This is a genomic window from Xylophilus sp. GOD-11R, assembly GCF_033546935.1.
In the GTDB taxonomy this organism is placed as follows: Bacteria; Pseudomonadota; Gammaproteobacteria; order Burkholderiales; family Burkholderiaceae_C; genus Xylophilus.
The window spans coordinates 2,970,097-2,988,079 of record NZ_CP137854.1; the positions used below are offsets into that span (position 1 = coordinate 2,970,097).

The 17,983-nt window shown below is 68.4% G+C and carries 13 protein-coding genes; 8 read left to right on the forward strand and 5 right to left on the reverse strand.

Annotated features, from left to right (window positions below):
- Positions 1-61: 61 nt before the first annotated feature.
- Positions 62-436: a hypothetical protein gene (locus R9X41_RS13895; protein WP_318631037.1), complete on the forward strand. Its 375-nt coding sequence runs from the start codon at positions 62-64 to the stop codon at positions 434-436.
- 7 nt (positions 437-443) lie between these two features.
- Here the strand turns inward: R9X41_RS13895 and rlmD are convergent, their stop codons facing one another.
- Positions 444-1,991, reverse strand: coding sequence for a 23S rRNA (uracil(1939)-C(5))-methyltransferase RlmD (gene rlmD, locus R9X41_RS13900; RefSeq protein ID WP_318631038.1), 1,548 nt, complete (start codon positions 1,989-1,991; stop codon positions 444-446).
- A gap of 91 nt (positions 1,992-2,082) precedes the next feature.
- On the opposite strand from rlmD, the gene R9X41_RS13905 reads away from it, so the two are divergent.
- On the forward strand, positions 2,083-4,731 hold the full coding sequence (locus tag R9X41_RS13905) for a chemotaxis protein CheW (RefSeq protein WP_318631039.1): 2,649 nt from the start codon (positions 2,083-2,085) through the stop codon (positions 4,729-4,731).
- Positions 4,732-4,744: 13 nt separating this feature from the next.
- On the opposite strand, the gene R9X41_RS13910 is transcribed toward R9X41_RS13905, so the two are convergent.
- On the reverse strand, positions 4,745-5,656 hold the full coding sequence (locus R9X41_RS13910; RefSeq protein ID WP_318631040.1) for an SDR family oxidoreductase: 912 nt from the start codon (positions 5,654-5,656) through the stop codon (positions 4,745-4,747).
- A gap of 72 nt (positions 5,657-5,728) precedes the next feature.
- Here R9X41_RS13910 and R9X41_RS13915 point away from each other — a divergent pair, with 72 nt between their 5' ends.
- From R9X41_RS13915 to R9X41_RS13930, 4 genes are read left to right on the forward strand one after another with little or no spacing between them, the layout of a single operon-like run.
- Positions 5,729-6,769 (forward strand): CDP-6-deoxy-delta-3,4-glucoseen reductase, encoded by a 1,041-nt coding sequence (locus R9X41_RS13915; protein ID WP_318631041.1) that lies wholly within the window; start codon positions 5,729-5,731, stop codon positions 6,767-6,769.
- A 56-nt stretch (positions 6,770-6,825) separates the two neighbouring features.
- Positions 6,826-7,800: a tripartite tricarboxylate transporter substrate binding protein gene (locus tag R9X41_RS13920; RefSeq protein ID WP_318631042.1), complete on the forward strand. Its 975-nt coding sequence runs from the start codon at positions 6,826-6,828 to the stop codon at positions 7,798-7,800.
- Entirely contained in the window at positions 7,742-8,608 is an 867-nt protein-coding gene (locus R9X41_RS13925) for an IclR family transcriptional regulator domain-containing protein (protein WP_412556607.1), read from the forward strand. The genes R9X41_RS13920 and R9X41_RS13925 overlap by 59 nt, the downstream gene beginning before the upstream one ends.
- Before the next feature lie 17 nt (positions 8,609-8,625).
- Entirely contained in the window at positions 8,626-10,233 is a 1,608-nt protein-coding gene (locus R9X41_RS13930) for a GGDEF domain-containing protein (RefSeq protein WP_318631044.1), read from the forward strand.
- Positions 10,234-10,287: 54 nt separating this feature from the next.
- Here R9X41_RS13930 and R9X41_RS13935 read toward each other — a convergent pair whose 3' ends face one another.
- From R9X41_RS13935 to serA, 3 genes are all read right to left on the reverse strand, one after another.
- A complete protein-coding gene (locus R9X41_RS13935) occupies positions 10,288-11,466 on the reverse strand; it encodes a hemin-degrading factor (protein WP_318631045.1) in 1,179 nt (392 codons plus the stop codon).
- A gap of 30 nt (positions 11,467-11,496) precedes the next feature.
- Positions 11,497-14,112 (reverse strand): TonB-dependent receptor, encoded by a 2,616-nt coding sequence (locus R9X41_RS13940; RefSeq protein WP_318631046.1) that lies wholly within the window; start codon positions 14,110-14,112, stop codon positions 11,497-11,499.
- A 189-nt stretch (positions 14,113-14,301) separates the two neighbouring features.
- Positions 14,302-15,531, reverse strand: coding sequence for a phosphoglycerate dehydrogenase (serA, locus tag R9X41_RS13945; protein WP_318631047.1), 1,230 nt, complete (start codon positions 15,529-15,531; stop codon positions 14,302-14,304).
- Between the two features lie 237 nt (positions 15,532-15,768).
- Between serA and ugpB the strand changes: the two genes are divergently transcribed.
- Positions 15,769-17,079 (forward strand): sn-glycerol-3-phosphate ABC transporter substrate-binding protein UgpB, encoded by a 1,311-nt coding sequence (gene ugpB, locus R9X41_RS13950; protein WP_318631048.1) that lies wholly within the window; start codon positions 15,769-15,771, stop codon positions 17,077-17,079.
- Positions 17,080-17,092: 13 nt separating this feature from the next.
- Entirely contained in the window at positions 17,093-17,974 is an 882-nt protein-coding gene (gene ugpA, locus R9X41_RS13955; protein WP_318631049.1) for a sn-glycerol-3-phosphate ABC transporter permease UgpA, read from the forward strand.
- Positions 17,975-17,983: the final 9 nt, after the last annotated feature.

Consider the following 17,983-nt stretch of genomic DNA (forward strand, 5'->3'; position numbering starts at 1 on the left):
TTCAGTTATCCGGTGCACTGCCGATAATCAAAAGAACTCCCGTCCCTATTCCTCAACGCCCATGTCGCCCCGTCTCCTCGGTATTCCGCTTCTGGCCCTGCTGCTGGCCGGTTGCGACATTCCCGGCCTGGAACCCGATCCGCGCATCGCGCAACGGGAAGCCGACGCCAAGGCCATCGGCGGCGCCTGCCGCTACGGACTGCGCGGCATCGAGGACTGCTATTCACTCAACGCCAAGTCCAGCAAGTCGGCGATCTTTGCCGGCTGGAAGGAAATGGACCAGTACATGCGCGACAACAAGGTCGAAGGCCAGGCATCGGCCATCGCCCAGGCGCCGCCCCAGGCACCGCAGGTCGACGCCGAAGCCAGCATCGACAAGGACACCGAAAAAGTCGTCGCGCCGCGCAAGGCCAAGGCCAAGGCAGCGCCGCTCTAGTGCGCGCTCAGGCGCCCGAGCCCACGTAGTCGAACACCGCGATGCTTTCCACGTGCGCGGTGTGCGGGAACATGTTCACCGCCCCGGCCGAACTGCACCGATATCCCCCCATGTGCACCAGCAGGCCCGCGTCGCGCGCCAGCGTGGCCGGGTTGCAGCTGACATAGACGATGCGTTTCGGCGGCGTCCAGCCCGCCAGATCGGCGGCCGGCACCGGCTCGTTGGTGTTCTTGGTGTTCTCGCCCGCCTCGGCTTCGGCGGTGCCGATGGGCGGCAGCCCCTGCTGCTGCCGGCACAGGTCGGCCAGCGCCCGCGCCAGGGCGAACGCACCTTCGCGCGGCGGATCCACCAGCCACTTGTCGGCCACGCCGTCCTTCAGCAGCAGCGCCGGCGTCATCTCGAACAGGTTGCGCGCCATGAAGTCGGTCGGCGACAGCGGCGTGCGAGGCCCGGTCGCCTGGTGCCGGGCGTAGTTGGCCCGCGCCCGCGCCACCAGGGCTTCGCTGCCCTCGATGCCGCGCACCTGCCGGGCCTGCGTGGCCAGCGGCAGCGTGAAATTGCCCAGCCCGCAGAACCAGTCGATCACCCGCTCCTGCGGCCGCACGTCGAGCAGCCGCAGCGCCCGGCTCACCAGCACCCGGTTGATGTGCGGGTTGACCTGCGTGAAATCGGTCGGCTTGAACGGCATGTCGATGCCGAAATCGGGCAGCGCGTAAGACAGCGGCCGGGCGTCCTGCGCGTCGAGCAGTTGCACCGTGTCCGGCCCTTTGGGCTGCAGCCACCACTGCACGCCGGCGTCGACGTGCTCGGCGGCGAAAGCGCGCAGCCGCCCCAGGTCACCACCAGACAGTGGCTCCAGGTGCCGCAGCACCAGCGCGGTCACCGAATCGCCGCAGGCCAGCTCGATCTGCGGGCAGGTGTCACGCGCGTCCAGGGAGGCGATCAGCCCACGCAGCGGCATCAGCAAGGCGTCGACATGCGGCGGCAGCACCGGGCAGACCTTCATGTCGGCGATGTAGCGGCTCTTGCGCTCGTGAAAGCCGATCAGCACCGTGCCCTTCTTGATCACGTGGCGCACCGACAGCCGGGCGCGCCAGCGATAGCCCCAGGTCGGGCCCTCGATCGGCCGCAGCAGGGTGTCGGGCCGGATCTTGCCAAGATGCCACAGGTTGTCTTCCACCACCCGCTGCTTCACCGCCACCTGGGCGCCGGCGTGCAGGTGCTGCATCTTGCAGCCGCCGCAGGCACCGGCGTGCAGGCCGAAATGCGGACAACCGGGACGCACCCGCTGCGACGATTCGCGGTGGATGGCCAGCAGGCTGGCCTGCTCCCAGTTGTTCTTCTTGCGGTGTACGTTGGCGCTGACCAGTTCGCCGGGCAAGGCGCCTTCGATGAAGACCACCTTGCCGTCGGCGCGGCGCGCCACGCCCTGCGCTTCCAGGTCCAGGGATTCGACGCTGAGCGCGTCCGGAAAAATGGCGAGTAGCGGGTCGGCCGGCCTCGTGGTGAGAGCCGCCGGGGCACTGCTGTCGGTGCCGGAAATTTCTTCTGTCATATCCACGATTGTCTCAGCACGCGCGGCGACCTTTTCCGGCCTGCTTATTGCTTGGTCGCGTGTTCAGGCGGCATCGGCCGCACCAAGAACCATGTCAACAGATTCCACGATTCCCGCCATGCCGGCCACCCTGCAGGTGACCGACACCGAAGTCTTCATGCCTTTCATGCGCGATGTCGCGCGCTGCGAGCAGTCGCTGCAGGAGCTCAACCTGATGTGGCGGATCATCGAATCGTCCGCCAAGATGAACTGCCCGGTCGAGGCCAAGACCATCCTGCCGACCATGGCCGCCACCCGCGAGGGCTTCGCCAAGCTGGAGCAGGAACTCGTCGCCAGCCTAGTGCAGGAAAAAGTGCGCAACGTCATGGACGGCATTGCCACCAAGGCGCAATACGTGATCGACATCGTGGTGCGCAATCTGTTCGAGCGCACCGCCGACGTCGGCTTTCTGGCCACCGACCGGGTGCTCTGCGAATTCCTCGCCGCCGACCCGGACGATGCCGACGCCCGCCGCGAAGAGGTGCGCCGCCGCCTGCAGGAATACCGCAGCAAATACACGGTCTACGACGAGATCCTGCTGCTCGACACCCAGGGCCGCGTGATGGTGCAGGTCGACGCCGGCTCGCCCGTCACACAAAGCGCCGATCCGCTGGTCGCCGAAACCCTCGCCAGCGAAAGCTACGTCGAGACCTTCCGCGCCACCGACCTGCGCCCGCAGCTCGACCGCGCCCTCGTCTACTCGCGCCGCATGCACCATCCCGAGACCGGCGCGGTCGTGGGCCTGCTCTGCCTGGGCTTCAACCTGGCGCAGGAGATGCAGGGCATCTTCGACAGCCACCGCGACGGCGACGAGCGCGCCAACCTGCTGCTGCTCGACGCCGACGATCGCGTCATCGCCAGCGCCGACCCGCTCTGGCTGCCGCCCGGCACCCGGCTGCCGACCAATGTCGCGGGCTCGCCCATGCCCTGCGTCTTCGGTGGCCGCGAATACCTGGTGCGCACCTTCCGCTCGGCCGGCTACCAGGGCTATCCCGGCCCGGCCGGCTGGCAGGGCCAGGTGATGGTGCCGGTCGACGTGGCTTTTCGCGGCAACGCCGGCACCGCCGGCGACGTGCTGGCGGGCCTGGAGCCGGCGGTGGCCGAAGGCCTGCTCTCGCATGCCGACTCGTTCTGCCCGCCGCTCTTCGAGATCATGAGCGCCGCGCGCACCATCCAGCGCATCGTCTGGAACGGCCAGGTGATGACGGTCGGCCAGGAGGGCGACATGGCCAAGCTGAAGACCGTGCTCGACCAGATCAGCGAGACCGGCAACCGCAGCAACGAACTCTTCGCGCGCTCCATCCGCGACCTCTACCAGACGGTGCTGGCGTCGAGCCTGCGCAATGCGCAGTTCACTTCTCACCTGCTGGTCGACCTGCTCGACCGCAATCTCTACGAACGCTCCGATGACTGCCGCTGGTGGGCCCTGACGCCCGAGCTGCGCGCGGGCCTGGCCGAGGCCACGCTGGCCGACGACACCCGGCGCCGCTTCGGCGACATCCTGGCCTACATCAACGGCCTCTACACCGTCTACACCCGGCTCTTCGTCTATGACCGCGACGGCACCATCGTCGCGTCCACCGGCGATGCCGCCCTGGGCACGCCGGAGCGCCCTGGCATGCCGGTCGTCGGCGCCGGCATCGCAGCGCAGACCCTGTCGAGCGTGCTGGCGCTGCGCACCGCGCAGGACTACCACGTCAGCCCCTTCGAGCCGACCGGCCTTTACGGTGACGCCGACACCTACGTCTACCACGCAGCCATTCGCGACCTGGCCGATCCAGGTCGCATCGTCGGCGGCATCGGCATCGTGTTCGACTCGACGCCCGAGTTCCTGAACATGCTGCGCGCGGGCCTGGCCGGCAAGTCCGAGACCAAGTCCAAGGCGCTCTACGTGGCGCGCGACGGCCGCATCCTCTCCAGCACCGACCCCACGCGACAGGTCGGTACCCGCCTGGCGCTCGACGCCGACCTGCTCGCCCTGCCCGCCGGTCGCGGCGCATCGCGCATCACCGAACACGACGGCCAATACGGCATCGTGGCCTGCACCGCTTCCAGCGGCTACCGCGAGTTCAAGACCAGCGACGGCTACCAGGAAGACGTGCTCGCCGTCGTCTTCGAGACTTTCGGCGCGGTGCGCAGCGGCGCGGGCCTGGCCGACCGCAGCGCCTTGCGCATCGACACCGACGCCACGCGCGCTGCCGGCACCGAATACGCCACCTTCTTCTGCCGGGAGTCGCTCTACGCCATTGCCGCCCTGCACGTGCTGGAAGCCGTGCCGTATTCCGACGTACGCCCCACCCCGCTGGGTGGCGGCGGCCGTATCGGCATCCTGGGATTGCAGCGGGCCGAGCTCAACCACCGTTTCATGTGGGTCTACGACCTGGCCCAGCTGATCGGCGCCGATGCCTCGCGGGTCACCGGCAACAGCCAGGTGCTGGTGCTGCGCCACGGCGCCCACACCATCGGCCTGCTGGTCGACGACCTGCACGCCGTGCCGCAGTTCGCGCCGGCCCAGATCATCCGCACGCCGCTGGCGGTGAGCGGGCAGTCGATGCTGGTCACCGAGGTCATCAAGGCCAACCGGGGCGAGCTGCTGATCCAGGCGGTCGACATCCCGCGCCTGTTCGCCTGGCTGATCGACGGCATCGAGCCCGGCGACGACCCGGCCGGGGGCGCGCAGATGCAAATGCAAGCGGCCTGAGCGCCGACTGCGCTCAGGCCAGGCCTTCCACAATCGTCGGGTAGCGCAGCACCAACCGCAGCTCCTGCTTCATGCGCCGGTTGTCCAGGCGGCGCGACTCCGACATGAAGCTCATCTGCATCGGCGAGAGCTCGCGCGCGGCGGTCTCGCGGTCGACCCGCGGCGGCCTCGGTAAACCGTAAAGATCGGCCGCGAAATCGAAGTAGTCGCCCATCTTCAGCCGCGTGTCGTCGCAGATGTTGAACACCCGCCCCGGCCCGCCGCGCCACAGCGCCGCCAGGCAGGCGCGCGCCAGGTCGTCCGCATGGATATGACTGGTGTAGACGTCGTCCTGTTCGCGCAAGGTCGGCGTGCCGCGCTGCAGCCGGCCGCGCGGGGTGCCACCTTCGCGGTCGGGCGCGTAGATGCCGGGAATGCGCAGGATCGCCGTCTGCGCCCCGCCGCGGCCGAAGCGCCGCACGGCGGTTTCGGCGGCCACCCGTCGGCGTCCGCGCGGCGTGGTCGGGCGCGGCGCCCGGGTTTCGTCCACCAGCGCGCCAGCGCAGTCGCCATACACGCCGCTGGTCGACCCATACACCAGCGCCACCGGCGGCCAGGCCCGCGACAGGGCCCGCAGCAGCGCCACCGTGCGCGGATCACCCTCCCCCTGGCCGGGTGGTGGCGCCAGCACCAGCACCCGCTGGGCGATGCCCGCCAGGCGCCGCAGATCGACCGGGCGATCGAGGTTGCCCGACAAGGGCAGGATGCCGCGCGCCCGCAGTTCCGGCAGCCGTTCCGGCGAAGACGTCAGCGCCATCACCCGCACGCCACGCGACACGAAAGCCGCCACGCGCAGGCCGACATCGCCGCATCCCACGATCAGCAGGCGCGGCCGGCGAAAGCGCGCAGGCAGAGCGCGCCGGGGGGGCGGTGAGGAGGGGCGCATGTTTGCAGGCAAAATCGAGGGTCGACCCGACAACAGCGGGGGTGCCAGACAAGCCCCCGAGGATAACCAGCGATGAGCTTCCAAGTATCCGTGCAGCCTAGCGGCCGCGCATTCCATCTCCAGGACGACGAGACGATCCTCGCCGCGGCCATTCGCCAGGGCATCGGCCTGCCCTACGGCTGCAAGGACGGCGCCTGCGGCTCCTGCAAATGCAAGAAGCTCGAAGGCAGCGTCACCCTGGGGGAATACCAGCCCAAGGCCCTGTCGGCAGACGAGCTCGCCGCCGGCTTCATCCTTACCTGCCGCGCCCAGGCCATGAGCGACGTGGTACTTGAATCGCGCCACGTCACCGACGAAAGCGCCTTCCCGGTGCGCAAGATGCCGGTGCGCGTCGCCTCGCTCGAACGCAAGTCCGCCGACGTGATGGTGGTTCGCCTGCAGCTGCCCGCCACCGAAAACCTGCGTTACCACGCCGGGCAGTACATCGAATTCATCCTGCGCGACGGCAGCCGCCGCGCCTATTCGATGGCCACCGCGCCGCACCGCCAGGACGAGACCGGCCCCAGCGCCGAACTGCACATCCGCCACATGCCCGGCGGCAAGTTCACCGACCAGGTCTTCTCCACCCTCAAGGAACGCGACATCCTGCGCTGCGAAGGCCCCTTCGGCAGCTTCTACCTGCAGGAAGACTCGCAAAAGCCCATCGTCATGCTGGCCTCGGGGACCGGTTTCGCGCCGATCAAGGCCCTCATCGAGCAGATGCGCCACAAGGGCAGCGAGCGCCCCGTCACGCTCTATTGGGGTGGCCGCCGCCCGGCCGACCTCTACCTGCACGACTGGGTGCTGCAGCAGGCCGCCGAAATGCCCCATCTGCGCTACGTGCCGGTGGTCTCGAACGCCCTGCCCGAAGACGCCTGGACCGGCCGCACCGGTTTCGTCCACCAGGCGGTGCTCGACGATTTCGCCGACCTCTCCGGCCACCAGGTCTATGCCTGCGGCGCGCCCATCGTCGTCGAATCCGCCCAGGCCGCCTACACGGCACAGCGTGGCCTGCCGGCCGAAGAGTTCTACGCCGACGCCTTCACCAGCGAGGCCGACAAGCACCTCGGCTGACCGGCTGCCGGCCCCGGCCTCCCGGGCGCCAGAAGAAGAACGAAGGAAACAAGAGCATGCGACGCCGCCAACTGATCCTCTCCACGGCCGCCGCCGCGCTGGCCCTGCCGACCGCCACACGCGCCCAGATGACCGGACGGCCGATCCGCCTGGTCGTGCCCTATGCGGCCGGCGGCCCGCTCGACGCCACCGCCCGCATCCTGGCCGAGCGGGTGAAGGACAGCCTGGGCCCGGTCATCGTCGACAACAAACCCGGCGCCGGCGGCAACATCGGCGCCGACATCGTCGCCAAGGCCGCGCCCGACGGCCTGACCATCGGCCTGTCGGCCACCGCCACGCACGCGGTCAACCCGTGGCTCTACAAACGCATGCCGTTCGACGCGGCACACGACTTTGCCGGCATCACGCAGATGGTGCGGGTGCCCAACGTGCTGGTCATGAATGCCGACACCGCCCGGCGGCTGAACATCCGCACCGTGCCGGAGCTCATCGCCTACGCCAAGCGCAATCCGGGCAAGCTCAACTACGGCAGCGGCGGCAACGGCAGCGCGGGCCATCTGGCCGGCGAGATGTTCAAGCAGCAGGCCGGCATCTTCGCGGTGCACATTCCCTACAACGGCGGCAGCCCGGCGCAGTTGGCGCTGCTCTCCGGCCAGGTCGACTTCAACTTCGACAACCTCGCTACCGCGGCGCCCAACATCCGCTCGGGCAAGCTGCTGGCCATCGCAGTCACCACCGTGCACCGCAGCCCGGCCCTGCCCGATGTGCCGCCGGTTTCCGACACGCTCAAGGGCTTCGCCATCGACACCTGGTGGGGCCTGGTCGCGCCGGCCCGCACGCCGCACGAGGTGGTGCAGCGGCTCAACCACGCCTTCGTCGAGGCGCTGAATTCGCCTGAAACCAAAGCCCGTTTCGCCACGCTGCTGGCCGAGCCGGTCGCCAGCACGCCCGAACAGTTCGACGCCTTCATGCATGCCGAGCTCGCCAAGTACCAGGCCCTGGTCAAGGCCAGCGGCGCGAGCGTCGACTAGCGCCGTGGCCGAACCGCCAACCTCCGCCCTCGCCGAAGCCCGACCGGTGCCGGGTGACGCCTATGTGCAGTCGTTCGCCCGGGGCCTGGGCGTGATCCGCAGCTTCAGCGCAGACGCGCCGCGCCAGACCATCACCCAGGTCGCCACCGCCACCGGCCTCACCCGCGCCGGCGCCCGGCGCGTACTGCTCACCCTGCAGTCGCTCGGCTACGCGGCCACCGACGGCCGGCTGTTCTGGCTCACACCCAAGATCCTCGACCTCGGTTTTTCCTACCTGTCGTCGCAGCCGCTCTGGCACCTGTCCGAACCCATCGTCGAAGCCCTGGTCGCCCGGGTGAAGGATTCCAGCTCCATCGCCGTGCTCGACGGCCACGAGATCGTCTACATGCTGCGCGTGCCCACCCGCAAGGTGATGCGGGTCACGCTCGGCGCGGGCAGCCGGCTGCCGGCCTTCTCCACCTCGCTCGGCCGCACGCTGCTGGCCGATTTCGACGACGACGCCTTGCGCGCCTTGCTGCAACGGCACCCACCCCAGGCGCTGACCGAACACACCCTGACCGATCCGGACGCATTGGTGGCGGCGGTACGACAGGCCAAATGCCAAGGATTCGCCGTAAACGACCGCGAACTCGAAACCGGGCTGGTGTCGATCGCCGCCCCCATTTACGATCGGGCGGGCCGCACCGTAGCGGCGATCAACGTTGGCGCGGCTTATGCTCGCGACAGCATTGCGCGGCTGCACGACGACGTGCTTCCCGAACTCCTGAGCGCAGCCCGCGACATCTCTGCGCTACTGCAGCGGACCTGATTCACCCGCCCTCCACAATGCCGCCCGACCGCAACGCAGCCGAATTCGCGCGAGAGACCTTCAAGCAGCTGGCCATGCGCCGGCTGCCGCCGACGCCGGAAAACTACCGCACGATCTACGACGAGATCGCCGGCGTGCGCTCGCCCGCGCCGTTTCCGGAAAGCCCGCTGCGCCAGATCCTGCGCATCCTGCCCGGCCAGACGCCGGCGCAGAAGCGCTTGCTGCAGCAGTTCGAGGCCGCGATCGAGCAATCGAGCTGGGCCGAGCTGCAGCGCACCATCGTGGCCTACGCTAACCTGGGCCTCGGCCTGAGCGCCGCCGGCCCGGCCCCGGCACCCGCGCCGGCCGAAGCCCCAGCCGCAGCGCCGGTGGTCACCGGCATCGAGACCGCCGCCGTCGATGTCGCCGCCGCCCTGCCCGGCCAGGTGCTCGAACAGGTCGCCCGCCTCATCGAGCATGTGGCGCCGGCCGCTTCCGCCGACGACCCGCGCGTCAGCGAGCAGGCGGGCGAAGTGGTGCGCGCCCTGCGCCAGCCGCAGCCCGACATGGCCGCACTCAAGGTGCTGCTGGCCAATTTCGGCTTTCGGTTGTCCTTCGCGACCGAGGCGCAGACCGCCATCCGCAGCGGCTTGCTGCACGCGCTGCACGAACTCTTTCGCAACATCGCCGTGCTGAGCGCCGACGACAAATGGCTGCAGGGCCAGGCCGAAGCCCTGCTCGCCGCCGCCACCCCGCCGCTCGAACTGCGCAAGCTCGACGACCTGCACGCGCGGCTGCGCGACGTGATCTTCAAGCAGACCGAAACCCGCTCCCGTACCGTCGAGGCGCAGGAACAGATGAAGGAGATGCTCACCGCCTTCATCGACCGGCTCTCCTCCATGACCGAGAAGAGCGGCGTCTACCACGACAAGATCGAAGGCTGCGCCGAGCGCCTGGGATCGGCGCACAGCATCGAGGAGATCGCGCCGGTGCTGCAGGAGGTCATCACCGCCACCCGCGCGATGGCCCTCGACAGCCGCATGACCCACGACGACCTGCAGACCATCCGCCAGCGCAGCGAGCAAGCCCAGGAAGACGTCGGCAAGCTGCGCATGGCCCTGGAAAAGGCCAGCGCCGAAGCTCGCCACGATCCGCTGACGGGCGCGCTCAACCGCAAGGGCATGGACGAGGCGCTGGAACGTGAGATCGCCCGTGCCCGCCGCGCCGGCGCGGCCGACGGCCTGGCGATCGCGCCGCTGTGCGTGGCCCTGCTCGACATCGACAACTTCAAGCTGCTCAACGACCGCATCGGCCACGACGGCGGCGACGCGGCCCTGGTGCACCTGGCGCGCGTCGCCCGCGAGGCGATGCGTCCGCAGGACGTGCTGGCCCGCTACGGCGGCGAGGAATTCGTGGTGCTGCTGCCCGACACCCCGGTCGACGCCGGCGTCGAAGCCATGCAGCGGCTGCAGCGCGAGCTCACCCGTCGCTTCTTCATGCAGAACAACGACAAGGTGCTGATCACCTTCAGTGCCGGCGTGGCGCAGGTGGCGGGGCACGAAGACCCTTTCGACGCGATCAAGCGCGCCGACCAGGCGATGTACTTGGCCAAGCGCTCCGGCAAGAACCGCGTGCTGCGCGGCTGAAGCGCAGCACACGGCGCCGGGTCTCCTCTTTTTCTTTCTCTTCTTTTTTTCTCGTCAGGCCGGCAGGCGCGGCAGCCCGCGTGCCAGCGCCTTCCAGGCCTCGGGCTGCGGCTCGCCGCGCGCATGCACGCCGAAGAAGCTCACCGCGAGGTCGCCCTGGTCGTCGTAGAACTCCACCGACACCACGTTGCCCCGCTCGATCAGCCAGGCCGACCGGAAGTGGCGGTCACGCAGGTGCAGGTTGAACGTCGGGTCGAGCACGTTGAAATAACCGCCGGCCTCTTCCACCCTGGTGACCGTGCCGCTGAAGATTTGGGTGACGCCCCGGTTGCCGACAAAAGCCATGATCGCCACCCGCTTCGCCGCCGCTTCGTGCAGCAGCGAGCGCACCGCCAGCGGCTCCAGCGCGGCGGTCTTGCCGGCCGGCGCCAGGCGCAGGGCCTGCTGGCGCTCCACCTTGAAGTCGGTGAGCAGGCGGGCGAACTGGTGCACGTCGGTGATCTCGTTCCAGGCCAGCCGGAACTCGGCGAGGTCGATCGCGCTGTCGGGCCGCACCGCCGGGCGGGGCGGCGCCGGCTCCACCGTCAGCGCGGCCGATTGCGCTTGGGCGGCGAAATCGGCCACCACCCGGTCGAAGGCAGCCAGGTCCGAGCCTTCGGTCAGGTAGACCTTGTGCACCGCCTGGCCCTGGGCATCGAAGAACTGCAGGCTGCGGCTGGTCTTGCCTTGCGCGCCGGGCTGGGTCACGGCGAAGGCGTGGCGCCAGGCGGCGAAGTCGATGCGCAGGTCGATCGGCCCGCCCAGGTAGCCGACCACGTTGCGCATGCGCAGCCGCCGCTCCTCGTCGGCCTTGGCGTCGCCGCTGCCGCGGGTCATCTGCTCGGGCAGCGGCCGGGGCACGCCGGTGGTTTCGATCACGCTGTGCTCGTTGCGCGTGATCGCGGTGATCTCGCCCAGGCCCAGCACCCGCCGCATGATCTCGCGTGCCGCGTCGCTGCCCTCCTGCAGCCGGGTGGCGACGCTGCCGACGCGCGTGGCCAGCAGTTCGGCTTCGGACACGCCGAGTGTGCGCGCGGCGTCACGCGCCGGCAGACGGGGTTGTTCGGCGCGCAGCCTGTCCCAGCGATCGGCCAGGCCCGGCTCGGCGGCCGATGCGGCGCGCGCCAGCAGGCCCAGCGGTAGCCCGGCGGCCAGGGCCAGGCGATGGAAATGTCGTCTTGTCGTGTGGTTCATGGTGATGAGTCCTCGGCGATGCGGCGGGGTTCAGAAGATCACGTTCAGGCTGACACCCAGGTTGCGCCCGGGCATGCTGACGCGGTTGATTTCGGTGATCTGCGCGGCGGTGCTGGCCGACAGGGCGCGCACCGTGGCGTAGTTCCAATATTTCTTGTCGCCGACGTTGTACAGGCCGGCGTTCAGCCGCACTTTCGGCGTGAGGTTCCAGAACGCGGTGAAGTCCAGTGTGCCGTAGCCCGGCACCGCGAAGGTGCTGGTGGTCGAGCCCGCGATCACGTCGCCGTCGGCCTGCCGCGCCCGCACGCCGGTGACCGTGCCGAAAACGCCGAATCGCCTGCCCGGATCGGTATAGCCCAGCGTGGCGACCACCTTGGCCGGAGCCACCGAGGCGAGCTTGCCGCTGTTGCCGGTGGTGGTGTTGGTGGCCTTGCTGTCGCTCACTCCCCCGGCGAATTCCAGACTGAAGCCGCGCAGACCGCGGACGAATTCGCCCGCCTCGATGCGGGTCGCGAATTCGCCGCCCCAGATCTCGGCCTTGCCGATGTTCTCGGGCCGATACAGGCCGAAGGTGACCGTGGGGTAGTTCACCGGGTCGGTGCCTTGCGCCGCGTATTCGATGAAGTCGTGGTACCGCGTATAGAAGGCCGCGGCCCGCAGCGTGATGCCTGGCGCGGCCGCACCCTTGAAGCCCAGCTCGAAGGCGTCGCTGGTTTCGTTCTTCAGGTCGGCATTGCCCAGCACCGCGTAGCCGGCGCTGCCGCCGGTGTAGCTGAAGGAGTCGTAGGTGCCGGTCTTCTCGGCTGCCGTCGGCACCCTCAGGCCCCGGTTGTATTGCAGGTAGGCGTCGAGGCCGGGCTGCATTTCCAGCGCCAGGCTCAGGCCGGGCAGCAGCGCGGCGCCGCTGTCGGTCTGCAGCTCGGACGAGGCGCCGGAAACCGAGGTCGCATAACCGGTGTCGTCAGGCTTCATGCGCCAGTATTCGGCGCGCAGCGCGGGCGTGACCGTGGCGCGGTGGCCGGCCAGGTCGAAGCTGTATTCGTCGCGCACATAGGCGTTGACGCGGGTGGTGTCGGTGTCGGCCATGCGGTTCTTGCTGCCGGTACTGCCCGCCACCACGTTGCCCGCCGCGTTGGTGCGCAACTCCGACCACGGCCGACTCGACGCGCCCTGGTCCAGCCCCAGGCCGTACGACACCAGATGCTGGTCGAGCAGCTTGCGGGCATCGACCGCGATGCCGGCGCTGTCGTTGTCGTAGCTGGTCGACAGCGACCGCTGGTAGGTCTGTCCGCCGCTGAGGTAGGCAGCCTGGGTGTCGTCGTCTTCACTTGCGGACTGCAGCCAGGCACGGGTCTTGATGGAGTCGAAGAGCGCGTACCTGCCGGTGCCGGGCGTGAACTCGTGGTCCACGCCGACCCGGTAGCGCGAGGCGACCGCGCTCTGCGTCGCGCCTTGCGGGTAGCTGGTCGATGTCTTGTTGTCGTACTCGCGGTCGTTGCGGCGTCGGTAGAGATCGAGCGTCAGGCCGAACTTGTGCACCGGGTCGTCGGCCCAGCGGAACTTGGCCAGCATCGCGTCCGAATGCCAGTCGTCCGGGTTGGGCTTGACCGCACCGTTGTTCTCCAGTTCGTGGCCGTCGCGTCGCGAATACACGCCGAGCACCTGCACCTGGTCGATGCGCGCGGCCGCCGTCACCGCGTTGGACAGCGTGTTGCTCGCCGACGAATAACCCAGCTTGTAGGCGCCGTAGCGGGTGGTGCCGTCGCGCAGGTAGTCTTCGGGCGACTTGGTGACGAAGGCCACGCCGCCGCCCAGGCCTTGTGCGCCCGCGCGGCCGGTCGAGGTGGTGCCGGAATCGATACGCACCTCGCGGAACAGCTCCGGGTCGATGTAGTCGCGGCCCACGCCGAAGGCGTTGGACGCCAGGCCGTCGGGCTTGGGTGCGGCCGGTGGCAGCTCCACGCCGTCCACGTCCAGGCTCACCCGGTTGCCCTCCACGCCGCGCACGTTGTAGCCGGTGGTGCCGGCACCGTCCCAGACGTTGCCGCCGCCGCTGGTGGCGGCCGGCGCACTGACCAGCGGCTGGTTGCGGATCACGCCGGCCATGTCGGTCACGCCGAGGCGATCGAGCTCGTCGGCCGTTACCACCGTGCTGGTGCCCGTCGATGGTTCGCGGCGCGCCTGCACGACGAGCGGTTCGAGCCGGCCGTCGACCGCAGCGACCGCATAACGGCCGGCGCCGAGCATCTGCAGCCGCAGGCCGGTGCCGGCGAGCAGTTGGCCGATGGCCGATTCGAGGCTGAAGCGGCCGCGCAAGGCCGGCGCGCTGCGACCGGCCACCAGCACGGGATCGACCGACAGGTCGACGCCGGCCGCCGCAGCGGCCTGGCGCAGGCCGGCTGCCAGCGGCATCGCGGGTTGGTCGAAGTCGGCGGTGGCCGCCATGTGCGCGCCGTTGGCGGGCGTCTGGGCCAGTGCCTGCGTCGCGCTGCAGGCGATGCAGGCTTGCGCCGCCACGCACAGCACGGTGCGCGCCAAACGGCGGCGCGCACCCGCCGATACCGGTTTGGAGAGGCAACGGGAAAAAGTGAGAGACGACCCCGACGGGGCACGCCCGGCCGCAGCCGGGAAAGCGAAAACTGACATGAACCGATTTCCTGCGAAAGAACGAATTCGCTGGCGTATCGGCAATGGCGGCGCTCCGCGGAAGGAGCCTCCTGGTGCGTGCTGTGGCTGGCTAGGGCCGCGATCTTAGATGAGAAACATTCCTATTTGCGGAATCTTCACATACAGGATGAAGATGGCTGCCCTGGCCACCTCCATCCCGGCATCACGTCAAAACAGCACGCGGCTGCGGATGGTGCCGGCCACCGTCGCCAGCTTCTGCTGCGCCACTTCGGAGGACGCGGCATCCATGTCGATCACCACGTAACCGATCCTCTCGTCGGTCTGCAGAAACTGCGCCGCGATGTTGATCTGGTTGTCCGACAGGATGCGATTGATCTCCGACAGCACGCCCGGCTTGTTCTCGTGGATGTGCAGCAGCCGGTGCTTGCCCGGGTGCGCCGGCAGCGCCACCGCCGGGAAGTTGACCGACGAGGTGGTGGTGCCGGTGTCGCTGTAGCGCACCAGCTTCTCGGCCACTTCCAGGCCGATGTTGGCCTGGGCTTCCATGGTGGAGCCGCCGATGTGCGGCGTGAGGATCACGTTGTCGAGCCCGCGCAGCGGTGACTCGAACTGCTCGTTGTTGCTGCCCGGCTCCTTGGGGAACACGTCGAGCGCGGCGCCCAGCAGCTTCTTGTCGCCGATCGCCTTGGCCAGCGCGTCGATATCGACCACCGTGCCGCGCGAGGCGTTGATCAGGATCGCGTGGTGCTTCATGGCGGCGATCTCGGCCTCGCCGATCATCCATTGCGTGGCCGGCGTCTCCGGCACGTGCAGCGTGAGGATGTCGCTCTGCGCCAGCAGTTCGCGCAAGGTGGGCACCTGGCGCGCGTTGCCCAGCGGCAGCTTGCTGACCACGTCGTAGAACGCCACCTGCATGCCCAGGCCCTCGGCCAGCACCGACAGCTGAGTGCCGATGGAGCCGTAACCCACGATGCCCAGCGTCTTGCCGCGAATCTCGTAGGAGTTGGTCGCCGACTTCAACCAGCCGCCGCGGTGCGCCAGCGCGTTCTTTTCGGGCACGCCACGCAGCAGCAGGATCGCCTCGGCCAGCACCAGCTCGGCCACCGAGCGGGTATTGGAATACGGCGCGTTGAACACCACGATGCCGCGCTCGCGGGCGGCGTTCAGGTCGACCTGGTTGGTGCCGATGCAGAAGCAGCCGACCGCCACCAGCTTGGGCGCGTGGGCCAGCACGTCGGCGGTGAGCTGGCTCTGGGAGCGAATGCCCAGAAAATGGACGTCGGCTAGGCGGGCCTTGAGTTCGTCTCCCTGCAGCGCCTTGGGCGCGGTTTCGATCTGCGTATAGCCGGCATTTTTCAGCGTTTCGACCGCCGAAGGATGCACCCCTTCGAGCAGCAGAATCTTGATCTTGGCCTTGTCCAGCGATGTCTTCGTCATAAGTTCCCGCAGCCACGAACGGCGCAAAAAAGGGCAGAAATCCTAGCATGCTGCCCTGCAACATCAGGACTCGGCCCGCGGCCGTCAACGGGCCTCGAAGGGTCTTGGCGCGAAGGGTTTGTCCGGCCCGGAAAACCCTCGGTTTCACGGCAGAATGACGGTCATCAAAAAGACACGGGACTGTCATCGAACCGCGCCAGCATGGCCGGTTCGCTTTTTGTCCAGGAGACATTGCAGATGAATTTCAAGCCCTTTGCGCTCGCCGCATTGCTCGGCGCAGCGGCCGCCACCGGCGCCCAGGCGCAGACCGAGATCCAGTGGTGGCATTCCATGACCGCCGTCAACGGCGAATGGGTCAACGACCTGGCCCGCCAGTTCAACGACAGCCAGAAGCAGTACCGCATCGTGCCCACGTACAAGGGCAGCTACGACGAGTCCATGACCGCCGCCATCGCGGCCTTCCGCGCCGGCAACGCGCCGGACATCCTGCAGGTGTTCGAGGTGGGCACCGCCACCATGATGGCCAGCAAGAACGCCATCGTGCCGGTCACCAAAGTCATGACCGATGCAGGCTACAAGTTCGACCAGAACGCCTACATCTCCGCCGTTGCCGGCTACTACACCGCACCCAACGGGCAGATGCTGAGCTTTCCGTTCAACAGCTCCACCACCATCTTCTATTTCAACAAGGACGCCTTCAAGGCCGCCGGCCTGCCCACCGACAAGGCGCCCTCGACCTGGCCGGAAGTGGTGGCCGCCGCCGCCAAACTCAAGGCCAGCGGCCACAAGTGCCCCTTCACCACCGCCTGGCAGGGCTGGACCCAGCTGGAGAGCTTTTCTGCCTGGCACAACGTGGAGTACGCCACCCGGTCCAACGGCCTGCAGGGCCTGGATGCGCGGCTCAAGGTCGACTCGCCGCTGCACCAGCGCCACATCGAGAACCTGGCCAACATGGCCAAGCAAGGCCTGTTCGTCTACAAGGGCCGCACCAACGTGCCGGAGGCGAGCTTCGTCTCGGGCGAGTGCGCCATGATCAACACGTCGTCGGGCTTCTACGGCAACGTCGCCAAGAACGCCAAGTTCGCCTACGGGCTGGCGCCCCTGCCCTTCTACCCGGACGTACCCGGCGCGCCGCAGAACACCGTCATCGGCGGCGCCAGCCTCTGGGTGATGGCCAGCAAGCAGCCCGAGCGCTACAAGGGCGTCGCGGCCTTCTTCAACTTCATCTCGCGCCCCGAGGTGCAGTCGGCCAGCCACCAGCGCACCGGCTACCTGCCGGTCACCATGGCCGCCTACAAGCTCACCGAGGACTCGGGCTTCTATACCAAGAACCCCGGCACCGACGTGGCCGTGACCCAGATGATCCGCAAGGTCACCGACAAGAGCCGTGGCATCCGACTGGGCAACTATGTGCAGATCCGCACCATCGAGGACGAGGAACTCGAACAGGTCTGGGCCGGCAAAAAGACGCCCAAGGAAGCCCTGAGCAGCATCGTCAAGCGCGGCAACGAGCAACTGGAACGGTTCCAGAAAGCCAACAAGGGCTGATGGGCGCCGCCTGATGGAAAAGCGCGTCCAGTTCCGATCCTCCTGGCTGCCCTGGGTGCTGATCGCGCCGCAGATGGCGGTCATCGGTGTGTTCTTCTTCTGGCCGGCGGGGCAGGCGATCCTGCAGTCGCTGCAGGAGCAGGACGCCTTCGGCACCTCCACCGAATGGGTGGGGCTGGACAACTTCCAGCGCCTGTTCTCCGACCCCGGCTACCTCGACACCTTCAAGACCACCGCGCTGTTCTCGGTGCTGGTCGCGGTGCTGGGCATCGCGCTGTCGCTGCTGCTGGCGATCTTCGCCGACCGTGTCGTGCGCGGCGTGCTCGCCTATCGCACCCTGCTGATCCTGCCCTACGCGGTGGCCCCGGCCATCGCGGGCGTGCTGTGGGTCTTCATGTTCTCGCCGGCGCTGGGCGTGGTGGCCTATGCGCTGGGCCGGCTGGGCTACGACTGGAACCACCTGCTCAACGGCGGCCAGGCCATGACGCTGATCGTGCTGGCCGCGGTGTGGAAGCAGATCTCCTACAACTTCCTCTTCTTCGTAGCCGGATTGCAGTCGATCCCCAAGTCGCTGATCGAAGCCGCCGCCATCGACGGTGCCGGGCCGTGGCGGCGCTTCTGGACGATCCAGCTGCCGCTGCTCTCGCCCACCACGTTCTTCCTGGCGGTGATGAACGTGGTGTATGCCTTCTTCGACACCTTCGGCATCGTCGACGCCGCCACACAAGGCGGGCCGGGCAAGGACACCTCCATCCTGGTCTACCGCGTGTATTACGACGGCTTCAAGGCCATGGACCTGGGCGGCTCGGCGGCGCAGTCGGTGGTGCTGATGGCGATCGTGGTGGTGCTGACGGTTTTCCAGTTCCGCTATGTAGAAAAAAAAGTGAAGTATTAATGGCTCCCC